The organism is Mucilaginibacter metallidurans (assembly GCF_003286435.2).
Lineage (GTDB): Bacteria > Bacteroidota > Bacteroidia > Sphingobacteriales > Sphingobacteriaceae > Mucilaginibacter > Mucilaginibacter gossypii.
Window position 1 is genome coordinate 2369570 of sequence record NZ_CP043449.1, and the last position, 17808, is coordinate 2387377.

20 protein-coding genes are annotated in these 17808 nt (G+C 42.7%); 11 read left to right on the forward strand and 9 right to left on the reverse strand.

The window, feature by feature from the left end; translation table 11 throughout:
* Positions 1 to 58: 58 nt before the first annotated feature.
* Positions 59 to 478, reverse strand: coding sequence for a type II 3-dehydroquinate dehydratase (aroQ, locus tag DIU38_RS10225; RefSeq protein WP_112652322.1), 420 nt, complete (start codon positions 476 to 478; stop codon positions 59 to 61).
* Positions 479 to 518: 40 nt separating this feature from the next.
* Between aroQ and xerD the strand changes: the two genes are divergently transcribed.
* Positions 519 to 1418 carry a site-specific tyrosine recombinase XerD gene (gene xerD / locus DIU38_RS10230; protein ID WP_112652321.1) on the forward strand — a complete coding sequence of 300 codons (900 nt, stop codon included), beginning with the start codon at positions 519 to 521 and terminating at the stop codon, positions 1416 to 1418.
* Positions 1419 to 1420: 2 nt separating this feature from the next.
* Here the strand turns inward: xerD and DIU38_RS10235 are convergent, their stop codons facing one another.
* The 3 genes from DIU38_RS10235 to DIU38_RS34430 are packed head-to-tail and all read right to left on the reverse strand — an operon-like array spanning position 1421 to position 3015.
* The gene (locus DIU38_RS10235) at positions 1421 to 1843 is read right to left on the reverse strand and encodes an acyl-CoA thioesterase (protein ID WP_091164824.1); all 423 of its coding nucleotides are present in this window, start codon (positions 1841 to 1843) and stop codon (positions 1421 to 1423) included.
* Between the two features lie 18 nt (positions 1844 to 1861).
* Positions 1862 to 2152 (reverse strand): serine hydrolase, encoded by a 291-nt coding sequence (locus DIU38_RS34425; RefSeq protein ID WP_112652320.1) that lies wholly within the window; start codon positions 2150 to 2152, stop codon positions 1862 to 1864.
* Positions 2152 to 3015 (reverse strand): serine hydrolase domain-containing protein, encoded by an 864-nt coding sequence (locus tag DIU38_RS34430; RefSeq protein WP_112652319.1) that lies wholly within the window; start codon positions 3013 to 3015, stop codon positions 2152 to 2154. Before DIU38_RS34430 ends, DIU38_RS34425 begins: the two co-directional genes overlap by 1 nt.
* Positions 3016 to 3141: 126 nt before the next feature.
* Here DIU38_RS34430 and DIU38_RS10250 point away from each other — a divergent pair, with 126 nt between their 5' ends.
* Entirely contained in the window at positions 3142 to 3498 is a 357-nt protein-coding gene (locus DIU38_RS10250) for a response regulator (RefSeq protein WP_091164818.1), read from the forward strand.
* Positions 3499 to 3607: 109 nt separating this feature from the next.
* Here the strand turns inward: DIU38_RS10250 and DIU38_RS10255 are convergent, their stop codons facing one another.
* The 3 genes from DIU38_RS10255 to DIU38_RS10265 are packed head-to-tail and all read right to left on the reverse strand — an operon-like array spanning position 3608 to position 5440.
* The gene (locus DIU38_RS10255; RefSeq protein WP_091164815.1) at positions 3608 to 4384 is read right to left on the reverse strand and encodes an HAD-IIA family hydrolase; all 777 of its coding nucleotides are present in this window, start codon (positions 4382 to 4384) and stop codon (positions 3608 to 3610) included.
* Positions 4385 to 4442: 58 nt separating this feature from the next.
* Complete coding sequence (locus tag DIU38_RS10260) at positions 4443 to 4826, reverse strand: SRPBCC domain-containing protein (protein WP_112652318.1); 384 nt, start codon at positions 4824 to 4826, stop codon at positions 4443 to 4445.
* A 23-nt stretch (positions 4827 to 4849) separates the two neighbouring features.
* Positions 4850 to 5440, reverse strand: coding sequence for an acetate uptake transporter (locus DIU38_RS10265; protein ID WP_112652538.1), 591 nt, complete (start codon positions 5438 to 5440; stop codon positions 4850 to 4852).
* A gap of 104 nt (positions 5441 to 5544) precedes the next feature.
* Here DIU38_RS10265 and gpmA point away from each other — a divergent pair, with 104 nt between their 5' ends.
* The 4 genes from gpmA to DIU38_RS10285 all read left to right on the forward strand — a co-directional run bounded on the left by gpmA (position 5545) and on the right by DIU38_RS10285 (position 9186).
* Positions 5545 to 6234, forward strand: coding sequence for a 2,3-diphosphoglycerate-dependent phosphoglycerate mutase (gpmA, locus tag DIU38_RS10270; protein WP_112652317.1), 690 nt, complete (start codon positions 5545 to 5547; stop codon positions 6232 to 6234).
* Between the two features lie 90 nt (positions 6235 to 6324).
* Positions 6325 to 6810, forward strand: coding sequence for a hypothetical protein (locus DIU38_RS10275; RefSeq protein WP_112652316.1), 486 nt, complete (start codon positions 6325 to 6327; stop codon positions 6808 to 6810).
* A 238-nt stretch (positions 6811 to 7048) separates the two neighbouring features.
* Positions 7049 to 8659 (forward strand): hypothetical protein, encoded by a 1611-nt coding sequence (locus tag DIU38_RS10280; protein ID WP_208057527.1) that lies wholly within the window; start codon positions 7049 to 7051, stop codon positions 8657 to 8659.
* 182 nt (positions 8660 to 8841) lie between these two features.
* On the forward strand, positions 8842 to 9186 hold the full coding sequence (locus DIU38_RS10285; protein WP_090525677.1) for a phosphoribosylpyrophosphate synthetase: 345 nt from the start codon (positions 8842 to 8844) through the stop codon (positions 9184 to 9186).
* Positions 9187 to 9323: 137 nt separating this feature from the next.
* Here the strand turns inward: DIU38_RS10285 and DIU38_RS10290 are convergent, their stop codons facing one another.
* Positions 9324 to 9887, reverse strand: a complete 564-nt coding sequence (locus tag DIU38_RS10290) for a hypothetical protein (protein ID WP_112652315.1) — start codon at positions 9885 to 9887, stop codon at positions 9324 to 9326.
* A gap of 125 nt (positions 9888 to 10012) precedes the next feature.
* On the opposite strand from DIU38_RS10290, the gene DIU38_RS10295 reads away from it, so the two are divergent.
* The 3 genes from DIU38_RS10295 (at position 10013) to guaB (ending at position 14383) form a co-directional block, all read left to right on the forward strand.
* Positions 10013 to 11251, forward strand: coding sequence for a M16 family metallopeptidase (locus tag DIU38_RS10295; RefSeq protein ID WP_112652314.1), 1239 nt, complete (start codon positions 10013 to 10015; stop codon positions 11249 to 11251).
* Between the two features lie 102 nt (positions 11252 to 11353).
* Positions 11354 to 12631, forward strand: a complete 1278-nt coding sequence (locus DIU38_RS10300; RefSeq protein WP_112652313.1) for a M16 family metallopeptidase — start codon at positions 11354 to 11356, stop codon at positions 12629 to 12631.
* A gap of 279 nt (positions 12632 to 12910) precedes the next feature.
* Positions 12911 to 14383, forward strand: coding sequence for an IMP dehydrogenase (gene guaB / locus DIU38_RS10305; RefSeq protein ID WP_112652312.1), 1473 nt, complete (start codon positions 12911 to 12913; stop codon positions 14381 to 14383).
* Positions 14384 to 14460: 77 nt separating this feature from the next.
* Here the strand turns inward: guaB and DIU38_RS10310 are convergent, their stop codons facing one another.
* Positions 14461 to 15240, reverse strand: a complete 780-nt coding sequence (locus tag DIU38_RS10310; protein ID WP_112652311.1) for a hypothetical protein — start codon at positions 15238 to 15240, stop codon at positions 14461 to 14463.
* Between the two features lie 97 nt (positions 15241 to 15337).
* On the opposite strand from DIU38_RS10310, the gene DIU38_RS10315 reads away from it, so the two are divergent.
* Entirely contained in the window at positions 15338 to 15922 is a 585-nt protein-coding gene (locus DIU38_RS10315) for an LOG family protein (protein ID WP_112652310.1), read from the forward strand.
* A 179-nt stretch (positions 15923 to 16101) separates the two neighbouring features.
* Positions 16102 to 17730, forward strand: coding sequence for an acyl-CoA carboxylase subunit beta (locus tag DIU38_RS10320; protein ID WP_112652309.1), 1629 nt, complete (start codon positions 16102 to 16104; stop codon positions 17728 to 17730).
* Positions 17731 to 17808: the final 78 nt, after the last annotated feature.

The following is a 17808-nucleotide window of genomic DNA, read 5'->3' on the forward strand; positions in this document are numbered from 1 at the left end:
AATATTTAAACGCTTTTACACCAAAAGCGTTTTATCAAAACGATAAAATATTTTAATATTATTTAAGCGACAGGTTTTCAATGGCGAGGCGATAGCTATCCATCCCGAAACCTGCGATTACGCCACGACAACTGGCCGCTATCATTGATTTATGCCTGAACTCCTCGCGCTTGTGTACGTTGGAGAGATGCACTTCAATAACCGGTGTATTGATTGCAGCGATAGCATCGGCAATGGCAATAGAAGTGTGGGTATACGCCCCGGCATTCATCACAATACCATCGTAACTAAATCCAGTTTCATGCAGTTTATTTATAATTTCGCCCTCAATGTTGCTTTGGTAATAATCAATGGTGATGTTTGCAAAGCGTTGGCGCAGGGTTTCAAGATAGGTTTCAAAACTGGCATCGCCATAAATTGATTTTTCGCGAACGCCTAACAGGTTCAAATTGGGGCCGTTTATAATTTGTATCTTCATTAGTTCAAACTTAGCTATAAATCATCAAAACTAAAATCAATTGGATTGGCGTTCGGCAATAAAAGGTTTCCAGGCATATTTAAAATTAGAGAAGTCGCTATCCGACAACTCTATCGAAGCTTACAGCAGAGATATAGAAAAATTATATCAATATTCAGATTCACAGATAGTTAAACTAAAACCAGAATTAATTACTTTAACTGATTTGCGCGGGTTCATTAACTGGATAAATGAACTGGGTATGATCCCTTCATCGCAAGCCAGGATTCTTTCGGGCATAAAAGCTTTTTATAAATACCTGCTGATGGAGGATATTATTAAATCCGATCCGTCAGAATTGCTCGAATCGCCCAGGATCACGCGTAAGCTGCCGGATACATTGAGCTATGAAGAGATCAACAAAATTATAGCTGCGTTAGACCTATCCAAACCAGAAGGCATCCGTAACAAAGCCATCCTGGAAACCCTATACGGTTCAGGCCTGCGTGTATCCGAGCTTACCGAACTGAAACTCTCTAATCTGTACCTTGATATTGAATTTATAAAGGTGACCGGTAAAGGCAATAAGGAACGATTGGTGCCGATAGGCAGCGAAGCTATAAAAGCACTGAAGATCTGGATAGAAAATGTAAGAGTACATAACCCAATAAAAAGAGGTGAGGAGGACTATGTTTTCCTGAACAGACGGGGTACAAGGTTAAGCCGGCAGATTATTTTTTTAACCATCAAAGGGTTGGCTGAAACCATTGGATTGAAGAAAAAGATAAGTCCCCATACCTTTCGGCACTCCTTTGCCACACACCTTGTTGAAGGTGGCGCCGATTTACGGGCAGTGCAGGAGATGCTGGGTCACGAAAGCATCACCACGACAGAAATTTATACCCATTTAGACAGGGAGTATCTAAAAAGTACCATCAGCCAATTTCATCCGCGCAGTTAAGGTCAGATCAGGTACTGATCAATTACATCCTGAGGGATCTTTGCACCGCGTCCGGTAGCCATGTCAATCATCACATAATCAAACCAACCATCGCAGCAGATCTTTTTAGTGGCTTTATTGGTGATGATAAACTTTACACGGCAGCCTTTGTCGTCAATACTTTCAATACCGGTTTTCACAATAAAGTAATCGCCCATGGTTAAAGCACGTTTATAATCCACATGGGCGGTACGTACCACCCAGCCGAAGCCGCGTTCCATAAATTTTTCCATCGCCATTCCATAGCAACGCTCCATCTGTTCGTAACGCGCAGCCAGTACATAATCAAAATATTTGCTGTTATGTACGTGCTGAAACATGTCGATATCATCGGGGCGTACGCGAAACTCAGATTCAAAAGTGGAAAGTTGGAGTGGTGTATCCATGCAGCAAATATAGTAAACCTATTTAAGCGAAAGGAAAGCCTCCAGTTTCTCATTAAAAGTGTTCCCGTGATCGCAATTGGTAAAAAATACATAGCCGGACTGCCGGGCCCTATCCATCATGAAAGCTGATTGAAAATTGCCATTATTGCCTGAGTGTAAGTAAATTGCACCTGATGGAATTTGCGCTATTGCTATGCCCAATCCCCAGGCTGAATAGCCTGCTTTGCGGAAATCTTCGGGAAGGGGCACGGTTAATTGCTGCCGGAACATTTCATGGATACTATTGGTACTTAGTCCTTGGTCATTCATCAGGGCATGAGGAATGCGGCATAATCTAAAGCGTTGGTGTGCAGGGAAGCTGCAGGATTGAAAGTGTTTGAATCAATGCTGATGGATGGAATTATAGGCCAGTTTAATCCGTTAGTAGGATCTAAGTGCCCATCCTGATGTCCTCTGACCTTATGTTTCAAAATATAGGGATTGGCAGTGTATGAACTATGGGGCATGTGTAGTGGGATAGCAACTTCACGTTCAAACAGTGGCTCCATATTTTGCAATGAACAGTTAAGCAAATGCGCTACCACTTTGCCCAGGTAAAGAAACCCCTCGCCCGAATAATTGAATGCTGTACCTGGCTTAAAATTCAAATAAAGGTCACCTTGTTTCACGTGTAAAGTGGAATCGGCAGTGAAGAAACGCCAGTTTGGAAAACCGGATTGGTGAGAAAGCACCATCCGGGCGGTGATTAGCTTGTATCTCTCATCCTGTGCAATATCAGAATAGGGAAGATATTTATACAAAGGGGTATCCATATTTAATATGCCCCGGTCAACCAATTTCATAACCCAATAGGTAAATACAGGCTTGGAGAGCGAAGCCGCTTCAAAAATCGACTGTTCGTCTATTGGTTTTTTTGTTTTAATATCTGTTACACCTAAAGCACGGTGATAAACGATTTTGCCTTTACTGATAAATGCTATTGATAATCCGGGAAGCTGCAATGAGTCGATCTGTTTTTGCAGAAATGTGTCTATCATGGCATTGCTGATAAGTTTTCCTGCCGGAGTTACTATTTGGGCTTCTGAAATGCCGCAGAACCCAAATGAAATTAAGCAGATGAGAATATATAACTCAGTGTATTTATGGTATAAGTATTGTATGTGATTTTTCATTGTTAGGTAAAGTATGATGTGTGTTTTTATTGAGACGCAAGCATTAACTAGATGGTTACAGATTTTATCATACTTTCGCTGCCACCCAACTACTAAGGGAGTACTTTCGTAGAAGAAGGATAATTTATGAGCAAACACATTGTATTAATAGAAGACGAACCTGATATCCTTGAATCTACCACGCTGTTGCTCGAAAATGAGGGTTTTCGGGTGTCTGGATTTAAGGCTTTCACCACTTTGGAGGAAATGGTAGCCTTACAGCCTGATTGTTTTTTACTTGATGAAAACCTGCCGATTATTAGCGGCCATATAATTTGTATTTTATTTAAATCGAAGCCCGTAACCCGGGAAATTCCTGTTGTGTTGATTTCTGCCAACCCTGCAATTAAACAAAAAGCAGCAATTGGAGAAGCAGATGCCTATATTGGCAAGCCTTTCGAAATTCAGGAACTGGTGGATGTTTTGACAAGGGTTATGGCTTAATAACTTGTTGCAAAACTCCAAATGATTTAATTTACTCATGTAGTCAAAAACAAAAACGGACGACCAGTAAAAATGATCGTCCGCTTTTAAATAGGCTTGCAGAATTATCTTATGACCACCATTTAAGCGGAAAAACTATTTTATCAACCGAGCTTGCTATCATATCAGGTTTAAAGGCATAATGGCTCAATTGATCTTTGCTGGAAATGCCTGATAGTACAAGGATAGTTTTATAGCCCATTTGCACACCTCCCTGGATGTCAGTTTCCATAGTATCACCAATAACAGTCGTTTCGGCCGTTTCAAGCCCAAGGAATTTTCTTGCCGAACGCATCATTACCGGGCTTGGTTTGCCGGTTACAAAAGCTTTGCGGCCGGTAGCTTCCTCTATCATGGCTGTTGTAGCTGCAATACCTAAATTGTTCCAGCCCGGTTTTTTAGGAGATGGGTCCCTGTTGGTGGTTATAAACTTGGCGCCCGCCAGGATCATGTCGACCGCACGCTGTACCATTTCCAATGTAAAGTTGCGGCCTTCGCCTAAAACAACAAATTCCGGGTCGGAATCAACAAGTGTGATCCCGTTTTCGTGCAAACTGCTCAACAAACCACCCTCACCCAGCACAAAAGCGGTACCATTGGGGCTTTGATCGCCCAGGAATTTCCCGGTAGCCATGGCGCTTGTATAAATATGTTTTGTTTCTACAGTTATTCCCAATCTTTTAAGTTTCCGTACTACCTCCAGGCTGGTGCGCTGGCTGTTGTTGGTCATAAAAGCAAATGGTATATCATTATCAATAAGGTGTTTGATGAATTTATCAGCGCCCTGTATCAGTTCTTCGCCGCTGTAAATTACACCATCCATATCAATTAAAAGACCTTGTTTCATGCGTATAAATTATACATTTTTTGTTTTATTAAAGAGGTGATTTTGAATACCTGGCGTTTTAAGCTCCCTCAAAAAAGTCGATCAGGCCGCCAAAGTAACTCTCGTTCCACCCGTCAACAATATCATTATAATCATCATCGGGAATGTTAGTGTGCCTTAACTCGGCCGAAGTGCCTTGCTTATCAGCATGTAATTTGATGGTAACGATAGAATTATCGCTTTGTCCTTCAAAATACCATTGCTGAACCACCTTTTTATTGGGTTCAAATTCGATGTTTTTACCTACGATACTACCATCCCACATAGAAAATTCGGTACCGGGCTCTGTCGACATTTGGGCGACTTCGCCAGTCCACAATTCAATGGTAACCGGGTTGGTGATGGCCATGTAAATCTCTTCGGGAGTGGCCGGTATGCTGTAATATTTTTTATAATCTTTCACCCGCGCAATTTAGCTCAAATAATTTAAACCTTCACCGGGCCAATCGGCAAAACGGTTTTTCCGTAAATCTCATTCAAAACATTAGCGATACCGGTGTAGATAGCCGATGCCCCACAAATAATACCTTCATAACCAGCCAGGTGTTTAATGCCTACATTGCCGGTGACATCACCAGCCACTAACAGGAAAAATAATATAGTTAACGATGCAAAAACAAATTGCAGCGCACGGTTAAGCCTCAATGTTCCAAAAAACAACAGCAGGGTAAACACACCCCAGATGCTTAAGTATGCGATCATGGCGCCTTCAGATGGCGCAGCTCCCCAGCCAAACTTGGGCATTACCAACAGGCCCACTAATGAAAGCCAGAAAAATCCGTACGAAGTGAATGCTGTCAGCCCGAAGGTGTTGTTCTTTTTAGCTTCGATAACACCGGCGATAACTTGTGCAAGCCCACCGTAAAATATACCCATGGCTAAAATCATGGTGTTCATTTCAAAAAAGCCGGCGTTGTGGATGTTTAGCAAAACAGTAGTCATTCCGAAAGCACAAAGGCCAAGCGGTGCGGGATTGGCAATGCCATCTTTCACCGGTACTGGTGTAGTAGGGATCATAATAGGTTTTAGTTTATTTGGTTTGTACCGCAAGCTAATTGATTTATAAATATTAAGCAAGTTTTTCACAACCCTTAACCTACTTTTGCGTTAACTAAATACCTATGCAAAAATTAGTATTAATACGCCACGGTGAGAGTATCTGGAACCAGGAAAACAGATTTACAGGCTGGGAAGATGTCGACCTGTCAGACAAAGGTTACGAACAGGCCCATCGCGCCGGAAAAATCCTTAATAAGAATGGCTATAATTTTGATATTGGCTTTACATCCTATTTAAAGCGATCAATCAAAACATTGCATTACATACTGGAGGAGCTCGACCACCTATGGATCCCCGTTGAAAAATCATGGCGGTTGAACGAACGCTTTTATGGTGCTTTACAAGGGTTAAATAAAGACGAAACCATTGCCCGGTACGGCGAAGAGCAGGTATTAAAATGGCGGCGCGACCCAAATGAACACCCGCCTGCTATAACCAAAGATGATCCGCGCTACCCGGGGCATGATCTCAGGTACAAAGATCTGACCGAGCGTGAGCTCCCGCTGACCGAAAACCTGAGCGAAACTATGGACAGGGTATTGCCTTTCTGGAACGAAAGAATTGTCAGGGCCTTGCGCCGCAATCAAAAGGTTATTGTTGTGGCACATGGTAACAGCCTGCGTTCGCTTATAAAATATATAGATAATTTAAATGATGAGGAAGTGACTGCGTTGGAAATCCCTACCGCCACCCCCTGGGTTTATGAACTTGATGGGGATTTAAACAGGATCAGGCATTATTACCTGGAATAATTTACCCCTCGGGATCTTCATTTCTCTTTTTTATATAGCGCAATTGTTTATCTTGTAAGCCATAAACCAATTAATCCCTAATTAATACGAATGAAAAAATCCGACATTTATGAAGTCGCCATTAAAGTACTGGGCATATACCTGCTGGTGGCCGATATCTCTAAACTTCCCGGCCTGATCACCTTTATCAGTAACCATGCGGGTTCCTCTCTCGAACAGCAGCCTGCCGATCAGGGAAACCTTTTGCTGGTAAATGGTTTAAACTTTATTTTCCTGATCGTATTAGCGGTGTTGTTAATTGCCGGTACAAAAAAAATCACCCGCTGGATCACCAACGAAAGTGATTATCAGGAAAACGCGAAACTTTTTGCAGAGCGCAAAGTCATCTACGAGATATCCCTGGTAATAATAGGAGGGTTATTGTTGGTTGGCACCATACCCGATTTTTTATACCACTTGTATACGCTTTCCAATGTTAATGAACAAAGCAGTGTAATATCGGCAGGGGCGAAAATATTTATCGGCATACTAACCGTAGCTTTTGCCAAAAGGATAGGAGCTTATTTTGCCAGGTAAAAGTTGAACAAACTTAATGTATTAAAAGAGCGACCTTTTTGGACGCTTTTTTTATTTTCGGGCCATATGTTAGCCGTTCCACTTCTGAAAATGGAACACTTATATAAATGTAAGAAGCTTCAATAGGTTTACTTAACAATAAGTTAATGAAATAGCAATGATTACGAATTAACCTTTGTACGGTTTTACCGTATAATTTAATATTATTAACTTATACATTAAAACCTGAAAAATCATTATGCTAAAACTTACTAATCTACGTATGTGGGTATTGGCCGCTGCCGCTACAGGCATGTTGGCAAGCTGTCAAAAAAACGGCCAGATGCCTGCATTGAAAGTTGCCGACCAAACTGCAACCAGTACAAAAACAATTAAAACCTTAGCTGTATCCTTAACACAGGGTTTTGAAGTTGGCGCAACCAGTCCCAAAACTGCTTATGATGTATCGCCAACCGGTTCATCGAGCGGCGATAATGTTACCCTGTCTGGCAATTCATGGAATATGTATGATGCCCTGATCGGCAATCTCTCTGCCGACCAAAAAGCGGGCTCATGGAGTGCCCGTATCCGCAACACCGGTAAAATTACTATGCTGTTTGACGTTACCACGGGCATCAGCACGGTTACCATCAAAAGCGCTACCTACGGCGGCGATACTCCAAGCACATGGGGATTGTTTTATTCTGTTAACGGAGGTTCGTCCTGGACGCAATCCGGTTCGGCAATTACCACTACTGCAACTCTTACTACATCAACTTTTACTGTTACACAAACCGGTAATGTACGTTTGGAGATCCGTAAATTATCTGGCGGCACCAACCGTATCAATATTGATGATATCACCGTTAATGATAACGGCGGCGGCGGTACAGGCGGGGGTACTGTACTTACAGGCAAAAAATTCCTGTTTGATGCAAGTCACCTTGAAAATGCAGGCAGCGCCGACTGGCAAATAGATGCCGACGGCACTGAGCAGGTTGCTATTTACACAGGCGGTACCACTACCGAAACCAAGGCACAACGCATTCCTACTCCGTCATACACAGGTATTACTTCATCTACTACCGAAACTTATTGGAAAGGCGCTCTTTCAGCATGGGCTGTAGAATTGGTAAAACGAGGCGAACTGGTTGAATCGTTACCTGTAGGCACTGCCATCACTTATGGCGGCGGTGGAGCCCAGGATTTGAGCAATTACGATGTATTTGTTGTTTGCGAACCTAACCGCTTATTTACTGCCGCCGAGAAAACTGCTTTGATGAACTTTGTAGCTAATGGTGGTGGTTTATTTATGATAGCTGATCATACTGCGGCAACAACTGCCGGTACCGATGCTAATGGCTACAATCCTTCAGACCGCGATGGTGATGGTTATGATTCGCCAAGGGTTTGGAATGACTTGATGACCAACAATGGCATCAATAACAACAACCCTTTCGGCTTTAGTGTAAATTATGTTGATATCAACGAAAGCCCGTCAACCAACGTTTATACCGGCTCCAATGCCGATGCGCAAAAAGTGCTGAATGGTGCGGCAGGTACTGCTTCAAAAATGGCTTTCTACGATGGTTCTACAGCAACCCTGTTCCCGGCCAACAACTCAACCGTACAGGGGTTATTCTGGCGTAACAGCGCTACCAATGGTGGCAATGCCAACGCTATGGCATTATTGGCAACCTATGGAAGCGGCCGTGTTGTTTGGATCGGCGACAGCTCGGACGCCGATGACGGCACAGGTGATACAGGCGATAACCTGTTTAATGGTTGGTCGGGTGATGCTCCGTCAGGATATACTTCGCATTCGTCATTTCATTTAAATGCTTCATTCTGGCTGGCCAAAGCCCAGTAAGCATAGAATAACCTTTCCCCAAACGGGAGAATTTTCATTTGTTAGTTTAAGTCTGGTTGCCACGGGCAACCGGACTTTTTTATTTCCCCTCTTCAAACAAGTTAGTTGCTTTTGCAGTTATATATTTATACAAAGGTGATCAATGAACTCATCTTCCGTTTTACCTATACAAAAACATCACCATGAAAAATTATGAAACCTTAGTGGATGCCACTAATGACCTCATGAAGAGGGGATATACGGCCAACCTTAGCCTTGATGGCGATACTATTGATGATAAAGAAAAAGATATCAGGATGACAGCTGATGATTTTGAGATCGATGAGTTTTACCGATTTGAAGGTCCAAGTAATCCATCGGATATGTCGATAGTATACGCTGTATCATCATCAAAATATAACTTAAAAGGAGTGCTGGTAAATGCTTATGGTACTTATGCCGATGATAGCTCATCAGCGTTAGCTGCCAAATTACATCACGGGCAGGTAAGCCATAACCTGCACGGCGACGACAGGCCCACGGCGTAAGTAAGTCGAAAGTTTTAAGTCAAAAATCTTAAGTTAAAAGTCGGTGACAAATATTTCTGTAGGGACAGCGGGATATTTGTTGGCGGCTTTTGGCTTTTAATACAATAGCCAACTTTAAAAGTCTGCCTTTTTGGGGATTAGAGAGGCAAAGGTCTCAATTCTTTCATTATTTTTCTCCCGGCAGATTGTATAGCTGCGGTACCATTACGCATTAAAAATTCAAGCTGGGCCGGTAGCTCATCGGCCACCCAGGCGTAACGATGCCGTAAATTAAGCAGAGCCCAACCCGCAAATACTTTTACTGCTATTTTAACTTTGGCATCAATCATCCAGTCAAAAAGGCGCTCAACAACGGGTTCAAGATCAAGGCGGTTGAGTTTTTGCTTTACCGGGGCGTGTTCCTTTTCTTCGGTAGCGTGCATCAGTATTTTAGCATAATGCCTCTGGCAGCCGGGGTTCGTAACCTGTGGCAACCGTTCAATAAAATATTGCAAGTTACCGGTAAAGACATCAGCGTCCCTCAAAAACATATTTTCAAGCAGCCAGGCCGCACGGAAGGCGAGAGGTTTATCGGGGTGAAAGGTAATGTCAATCAGATCGTGCAAATTAAATTGCTGCTCGGTTAAAATACGGCTCAATTCAAGTACCTTGAGCTTGCCAATGGTGTTCTCTATTTTTTTGGTGAGTTCGTCGCGGGTCATTATAGTAGCTTAAAAGTAAATAAATGCTGATACTTAACCTAAAACACCTGTTCATTTCTGGCATTCACTTTCTATGTCACCAAAAGTTATACATTTGCTATCCGTATTAACAATTTAATAGATACATGGTTAAATTCAACCGATTTACACTTGACAATGGCCTTAGGGTTATTGTGCATGAAGATAATACAACGCCAATGGCGGTGCTTAACATTTTATATGATGTTGGCGCACGCGATGAAGATCCCGAACAGACCGGGTTTGCCCATTTGTTTGAGCACCTCATGTTTGGCGGATCTGTCAATATTCCTGTTTATGACGAACCACTGCAAAGGGTAGGAGGCGAGAATAATGCCTTTACCAGCAACGATATTACCAACTATTATATCACCTTGCCATCTGCCAACCTGGAGACCGCATTTTGGCTGGAGAGTGACCGGATGCTGAGCCTTGCTTTTAGCGAAAAAAGCCTTGAGGTGCAGCGTAACGTAGTTATAGAGGAGTTTAAACAGCGTTACTTAAATCAGCCTTACGGCGATGTTTGGTTAAAGCTTCGTCCGCTGGTTTACAAAAAACACCCTTATCGTTGGGCAACCATCGGCAAAACCATCAAACATATCGAGGATGCACAAATCGAAGACGTAAAAGCTTTCTTCAAAAAACATTACAATCCTCAAAACGCTATTATGGTAGTAGGGGGTAACGTAACAACTGAACAGGTAAAAGAGCTTTCCGAAAAATGGTTTGCTCCGATCCCGGCCGGCGAAAGATATCACCGCAGCCTTCCCCAGGAACCTGAACAGCAGGAAGCCCGCCGCGAAACGGTCACCGCCAAAGTACCACTCAATGATGTGTATATCGCTTTTCAGATGGGGGCCCGCACAGATCAAGATTACTATGTGGTAGAGCTGCTTTCGGATATTCTTTCGCGCGGCAATTCATCACGGTTGTATAAATCGCTGATTAAGGAAAAACAGATTTTTAGCGAGGTGCATGCCTATGTCACCGGCAGTTTGGATAAAGGCATGTTTGTGTTAGAAGGCAAACCGCTCGATGGCATCAGCATTGAACAGGCGGAGGCTGCATTGTGGGAAGAACTGGAGAAAATAAAAGCTGAGGAGATCCCGGCAGATGAACTTACTAAAGTTCAGAACAAAACCGAGTCAACCATGATTTTTTCCGAAATGTCGCTGTTGGATAAGGCCATGAACCTGGCCTCATTTGAATTGCTGGGTGATGCTGACATGATCAACCATGAAACAGCAAAATATCTTGCTGTAAACGCTGCCCAGGTAAAAACACAAGCCAATAAACTATTCAGAAAAGATAATTCATCAACACTTATTTATTTGGCGGAGAAATAAAAAAAACCTGATTGAAAAGATTTTTAGATTGCCTTGATGTATGGACACCATTTGAATCAGGAAATCTTTAAATCACGCAAATCAAGGTCAAACAATATACATATGATCAACAGAAAATTAGCCCCCGAATTCAGGGCTATCGATAATATTAATTTGATTAGGCCAGAGCACAAGAAACTCAGCAATGGCTGCAACATTTTTTGCTTTAACTCCGGCGACCAGGAACTGGTACGTATTGAGTGGGTCTTCGGTAACCTGAGCTTTAATCCGGCCAAGCCACTGCTTAACATGGCCGTAAACTCCATGCTTACCGATGGCACTACAACTTTAACTGCTGCACAGATTGCCGACAAAATTGACTTTTACGGCGCCTTTTTACAGGTTGACTATGGATACGAAAACTCGCAGGTAACACTGTATAGCTTAAATAAACACCTGCACCATACTTTACCGGTTATTGCCGACATCCTGAATAATTCCATTTTTCCGGAGAAGGAACTGGAAACTTTTAAGCGCAACCAACAACAAAAATTGCAGGTTAGTTTGCAGAAAAATGATGTGGTGGCACGGAGGGCATTTAACAGGGCAGTTTATGGAGCTACCATTTTTGGATATGCTGCTGAGATGACCGATTATCAAACCCTGCAGCATGATGATATGCTGGCACATTATAAAAAAATGTACCAGCCTTCTAATTGCACTATCGTTATAGCGGGTAAGATTGAGCCTGAAATGCTGACATTGCTTACCGATACATTTGATAAAGACTGGGGAAACAGCCCAACCCCGGCTGTTACAATCCAGCCCGATATTAAAGCCGCCGCCGACCTGTTTTATTTTGCAGAGAAACCGGAAGCTTTGCAATCAGCTATCCGGATAGGTACGCCTATCATCAACCGTTCGCATGAAGACTTCCAGGCGTTACAGGTTTTAAATACAGTATTCGGTGGTTATTTTGGCTCGCGGCTAATGGCTAATATCCGAGAGGATAAAGGGTATACCTATGGTATAGGATCGGGGCTGGCGTCATTTAAGCAGGGCGGATCATTTTTTATAGCGACAGAGGTTGGTGCAGATGTTTGTAAGTCGGCGGTTGCCGAGATTGAAAAAGAAATGAACCTGTTGAAAACCGAACTTGTACCGGAAGAGGAGCTTTCGCTGGTGCGCAATTACATGTTAGGTTCATTATTAGGCAGTTTGGAGAATGTATTTTCGCATGCTGATAAGTTCAAAACCATCTATTTTGCAGGTTTGGATTACGATTATTATGACAGGTATACGGTGACCGTAAAAAACATAACTTCAGATAAGCTGATCCAACTGGCCAATACTTATTTCAACTTCGATCACTTTTATAAAGTGATTGTAGGGAAATATTAATTTTTGATCTCGGAATTGGGATGTTCGATTTCGGATTACTTTGATTTCGGAATTTCGCTTTTTGATTTGTTTAACGGCGAATCAGAAAGCGAAACTCCCAAATTCTTGAATAGATTTGAGCAGTAAAAATTAAACAAATCTGAAATCGAACATTCGAAATCCCAAATCCGAATTATCATCTTAAGGCAATTTTAAATAAATAGCAAAGCGAAATTCCGAATTCCGAAATGTTTTATTACCTTTGCCCGGCAAATAATAACTCCAAAATAATTATTTGCTATGCAGTTAGACCCATCAAAATTTGTTGCCGAAGGATTAACTTACGACGACGTTTTACTACTCCCGGCTTATTCAGAAGTTTTACCACGCGAAGTGAATACCGGCACTTACTTAACTAAAAGCATCCGGTTAAACATTCCTATTATCTCGGCCGCCATGGATACCGTTACTGAGGCTGATCTGGCTATTGCCATTGCACAGGCAGGCGGTATAGGCATGTTACACAAAAACATGACCATACAGGCACAGGCCGACGAGGTGCGCAAGGTTAAACGCTCAGAAAGCGGTATGATCCAGGATCCGGTAACTTTACTGGAAGACGCCTTGCTTGCAGACGCTTTCCAGATCATGAGGGAATTTAGCATTGGCGGTATCCCGGTTATTGATGCCGATCATAATCTGAAAGGCATTATCACCAATCGTGATCTTCGCTTCCAAAAAGACATGAGCGTTCCCGTGAGCGAAGTAATGACCAAAACCAACCTGATCACCGCACCTGCAGGTACCACCCTTGTGGATGCTGCTAACATACTGCAAAGCAATAAAATTGAGAAACTACCAGTTGTGAATAAAGATGGGAAACTGGTAGGCCTCATTACTTATAAAGATATTCAGAAAGTTAAAAACTTCCCGAACGCTTGTAAAGACGAATACGGTCGTTTACGTGTTGGTGCAGCCGTTGGTGTGGCCGCCGATAACATTGACCGGGTAACCGCCCTGGTTAATGCCGGTGTCGACGTAATTACGGTTGATACAGCTCATGGCCATTCAAAAGGAGTTATTGATATGGTTAAGGCAGTTAAAAAACTCTATCCTAACCTGCAGGTAATTGCCGGTAACATTGCAACGGGCGATGCTGCTATCGCACTTGCTGACGCCGGTGCTGATGCGGTTAAAGTAGGTATTGGCCCGGGCTCGATTTGTACAACCCGTATCATTGCCGGTGTGGGTGTACCACAGTTATACGCGGTATATGAGTGTGCCAAGGCACTTGAAGGCCGTGGGGTTCCGGTAATTGCCGATGGCGGTATTAAACAAACCGGAGATATCGTTAAAGCTATTGCCGCCGGTGCAAGCTCAATCATGGCAGGTTCATTATTTGCCGGTGTTGAAGAGTCGCCCGGCGAAACTATTATATATGAAGGCCGTAAATTTAAATCATACCGTGGTATGGGTTCGGTTGAGGCGATGGCCAAAGGCTCAAAAGACCGCTATTTTCAGGATGAAACCGATGTGGTTACAAAACTGGTACCGGAAGGAATTGTTGGTCGCGTGCCGTTTAAAGGCAGCATGGCCGAAGTGATATTTCAGTATATAGGTGGTTTACGTGCTGGTATGCACTATTGTGGTGCCGCTAATATCGAAGACCTGCAACGTGCTAAATTTGTACGCATCACTGCTGCCGGTATGCGCGAAAGTCATCCGCATGATATTACTATCACTAAAGAAGCGCCTAACTATACAAGCAGGTAATTCTTAATATAAACTGCATAAAATAAGGCGGCTGAAAGATCCTCTATCTTTCAACCGCTTTTGTTTTTGATAATAACCTATTGGCCGGTCACTGATGATGATTTTGAAATTAAACCGTTCGCGGTGATGATCTTTAACGCCTGTTCGTAATTGAACCCCACTTTAACAAGTGCATCAAAATAATCTTTATTTAATTTAGCTATTTCGGCTATTTTGCCGGGCTGCTTAAAGTAAGCGAGTTGAGCGTCAAGCACTGATTTGGCCATCGATGCGTACATCGGCCCCATAGAATTCATCGCGTTTTGCATGTAATTAGAGGGGCTTCCATTAAATAGTCCTGTTGAGGCTGTATCCGCGGCTACAGGTGGTGGCGGAAGCAATACAACATCGGTTACCTTGACATGATTGGTTGCGGCAGCTTGCTCAGTTAAACTAACATTATAAAAATTAAAATAGTTAATTCCCGGCCTGCTTAACCCGGCATGCTCTATGATGTCAATGGATTTTGCAGCAGAAGGTATTTTTTTAAAATATACCTTAAACTCAAGCTTATCACCAGCCTTTTTTAATACATTTTTATTGGGTACCATGGCTATGTTTTCCGACTTAACATACTCATAATGTGCGTTGCTTAAATCAGTTTGAATAAAGATCTCTTTATTGAGCTGTAGCCACGCATTATCCTGGTAGGCATAGTTTTCAAAGGTCACAATAGTATACTGACTATTGGTTTCTATTTTTTTGATGATTGTTGATTGATCGTCTTTTTGCTCAACATTAGGAGTTGTGATGTTTTGTGCCAATGCCTGCACTGCAACAATAAAAAACGTGATAATGGTTAAGATAGGTTTTTTCATGTGATAATTTTTCTAAATATATAAATATTGGATTACATACAATCAACAGGTAACAAAACCTTAATAGGCCATTGAACAAATTTTGTTATCATTGAGCATGAAATCTATCTGTGTATTCTGCGGTGCCAATTTCAATGGCGATCCTGCATTAAAACAAGCCATCGAACTATTGGCAGAGGTTATGGTAAGCCGTAATATTACGCTTGTATTTGGCGGCGGCAAGGTTGGCGTTATGGGTTTAATGGCCGATGCTGTGTTAAGCAGGGGAGGTAAAGCTATCGGTATAATCCCGCAGTTTTTGATGGATAAAGAAGTAGGACATACCGGTTTAACCGAGTTGCATATTGTTGAAAACATACACCAGCGCAAGCAAATGATGAATGATCTTTGTGATGGAATCATCACACTTCCCGGGGGTTTAGGTACTCTTGAAGAATTTTTCGAGGTATTAACCTGGCTGCAATTAGGGTTGCATAATCACCCTATCGGCTTGCTCAACGTTAATGGCTTTTACGACCTGTTACTTAAACAAATGGATGTAATGGTTGTGCAACGTTTTCTGAAGCCGACCAACCGCGAACTGATTCTTACCTCAGGCGATCCGATAGAGCTGGTAAACCTGATGGATAATTTCAACGCCAAACCAGATGATGTATGGTTTAAAGATAGAAACCTTACTTAGTCTTAAATTCGAAGTTTTAAGTCAAAAGTTTTGGTGTTTTCGAAGGTTTTATAGGCTAATGAACTGCCTGCTGCCAACTATTTACTGCTAACTGTTTTATCTCTTTAAAACAAAACCGTTTGCAATTCCCTTTTTAGATAGGAAATTTTCTAAATTACCTGTCCTATCTAAAACCAATTATGAATATCGAATTCAATAAAAATGAAGATATTAATAAGCAGCTTGTTTATGAGCTAAACACCCGGCTTAACAAAGTATACCAGGGCGGCGGCGAAAAAGCTGCAGCCAAACAAAAGGAAAAGGGTAAAATGCTTGCCCGCGAACGGGTGGCTTATCTCATTGATAAAGATAAACCATGGCTGGAGCTCGGCGCTTTTGTTGCCGACGGCATGTACGCTGAACATGGCGGCTGTCCGTCAGGTGGCGTTATTTGTGGCATTGGGTACATATCCGGCAGGCAATGTGTTGTAGTTGCCAATGATGCAACTGTAAAAGCTGGGGCCTGGTTTCCGATAACAGCTAAGAAGAATCTCCGTGCCCAGGAAATAGCCATCGAAAACAAATTACCTATCATTTACCTCGTCGATTCAGCAGGAGTTTATCTGCCCTTACAGGATGAGATCTTTCCGGATAAGGAGCATTTTGGCCGCATCTTTCGCAATAATGCTATCATGAGCAGTATGGGAATTATCCAGATCGCAGCCATTATGGGTTCATGCGTAGCAGGAGGGGCATACCTGCCTATCATGAGCGATGAAGCGATGATTGTGGAAGGCACGGGTTCGGTTTTCCTGGCGGGATCATATCTCGTAAAATCGGCCATTGGCGAGGATGTAGATAACGAAACCCTCGGTGGTGCCACTACTCATTGCGAAATTTCAGGCGTTACCGATTATAAACAGCCTAATGATCAAGCCGCTCTTGATTCCATCCGCAATATCATGAGTATGACGGGCGATTATACCAAAGCCGGTTTCGATAGGATCCAGCCATCAGCTCCAAAACTCAGCGAAAAAGAAATTTATGGAATACTGCCCGATAACCGGGAAAAAGCCTATGATATGAAGGAGATCATTCTCCGTTTGCTGGATAACTCAGAATTTGAACCCTATAAAGATGGCTACGGACAATCTATCATTTGCGGCTTGGGCCGTATCGACGGATGGGCCGTAGGGATTGTAGCTAATCAGCGCAAGGTGATCAAATCAAAAAAAGGCGAGATGCAGTTTGGTGGGGTAATCTATTCCGATTCGGCAGATAAGGCTACCCGTTTTATCATGAATTGCAATCAAAAGAAGATCCCATTGGTGTTTTTACAGGATGTTACGGGTTTTATGGTAGGCAGCCGGTCGGAGCAGGGAGGCATCATTAAAGATGGCGCCAAAATGGTGAATGCAGTAGCAAATTCAGTAGTGCCTAAGTTTACCATTGTTATTGGCAATAGTTATGGGGCAGGCAATTACGCCATGTGTGGCAAAGCCTACGATCCACGATTGATCTACGCCTGGCCGTCGGCCAAAATTGCGGTAATGGGCGGCGGACAAGCAGCGAAAACGCTGTTACAAATCCAGGAAGCAAGCCTCAAAGCGAAAGGCGAAGAGATTGACGCAGCAAAAGAAGCCGAGTTGTTGAAACAGATAACAGATAAATATAATTCTCAAACAACTCCATATTATGCCGCTGCCCGGCTTTGGGTTGATGGAATCATCGACCCGCTTGAAACCCGTAAAGTAATATCCATGGGTATCGAAGCCGCTAATCACGCACCAATAGAAAAGGCTTTTAATGTAGGGGTGATACAGACGTGATTTTAGTGATTAGAGGCTGGAGATTAGTAAAAAGCGCCATGATGAACTGCTCATCACGGCGCTTTTAATGTTTTGACT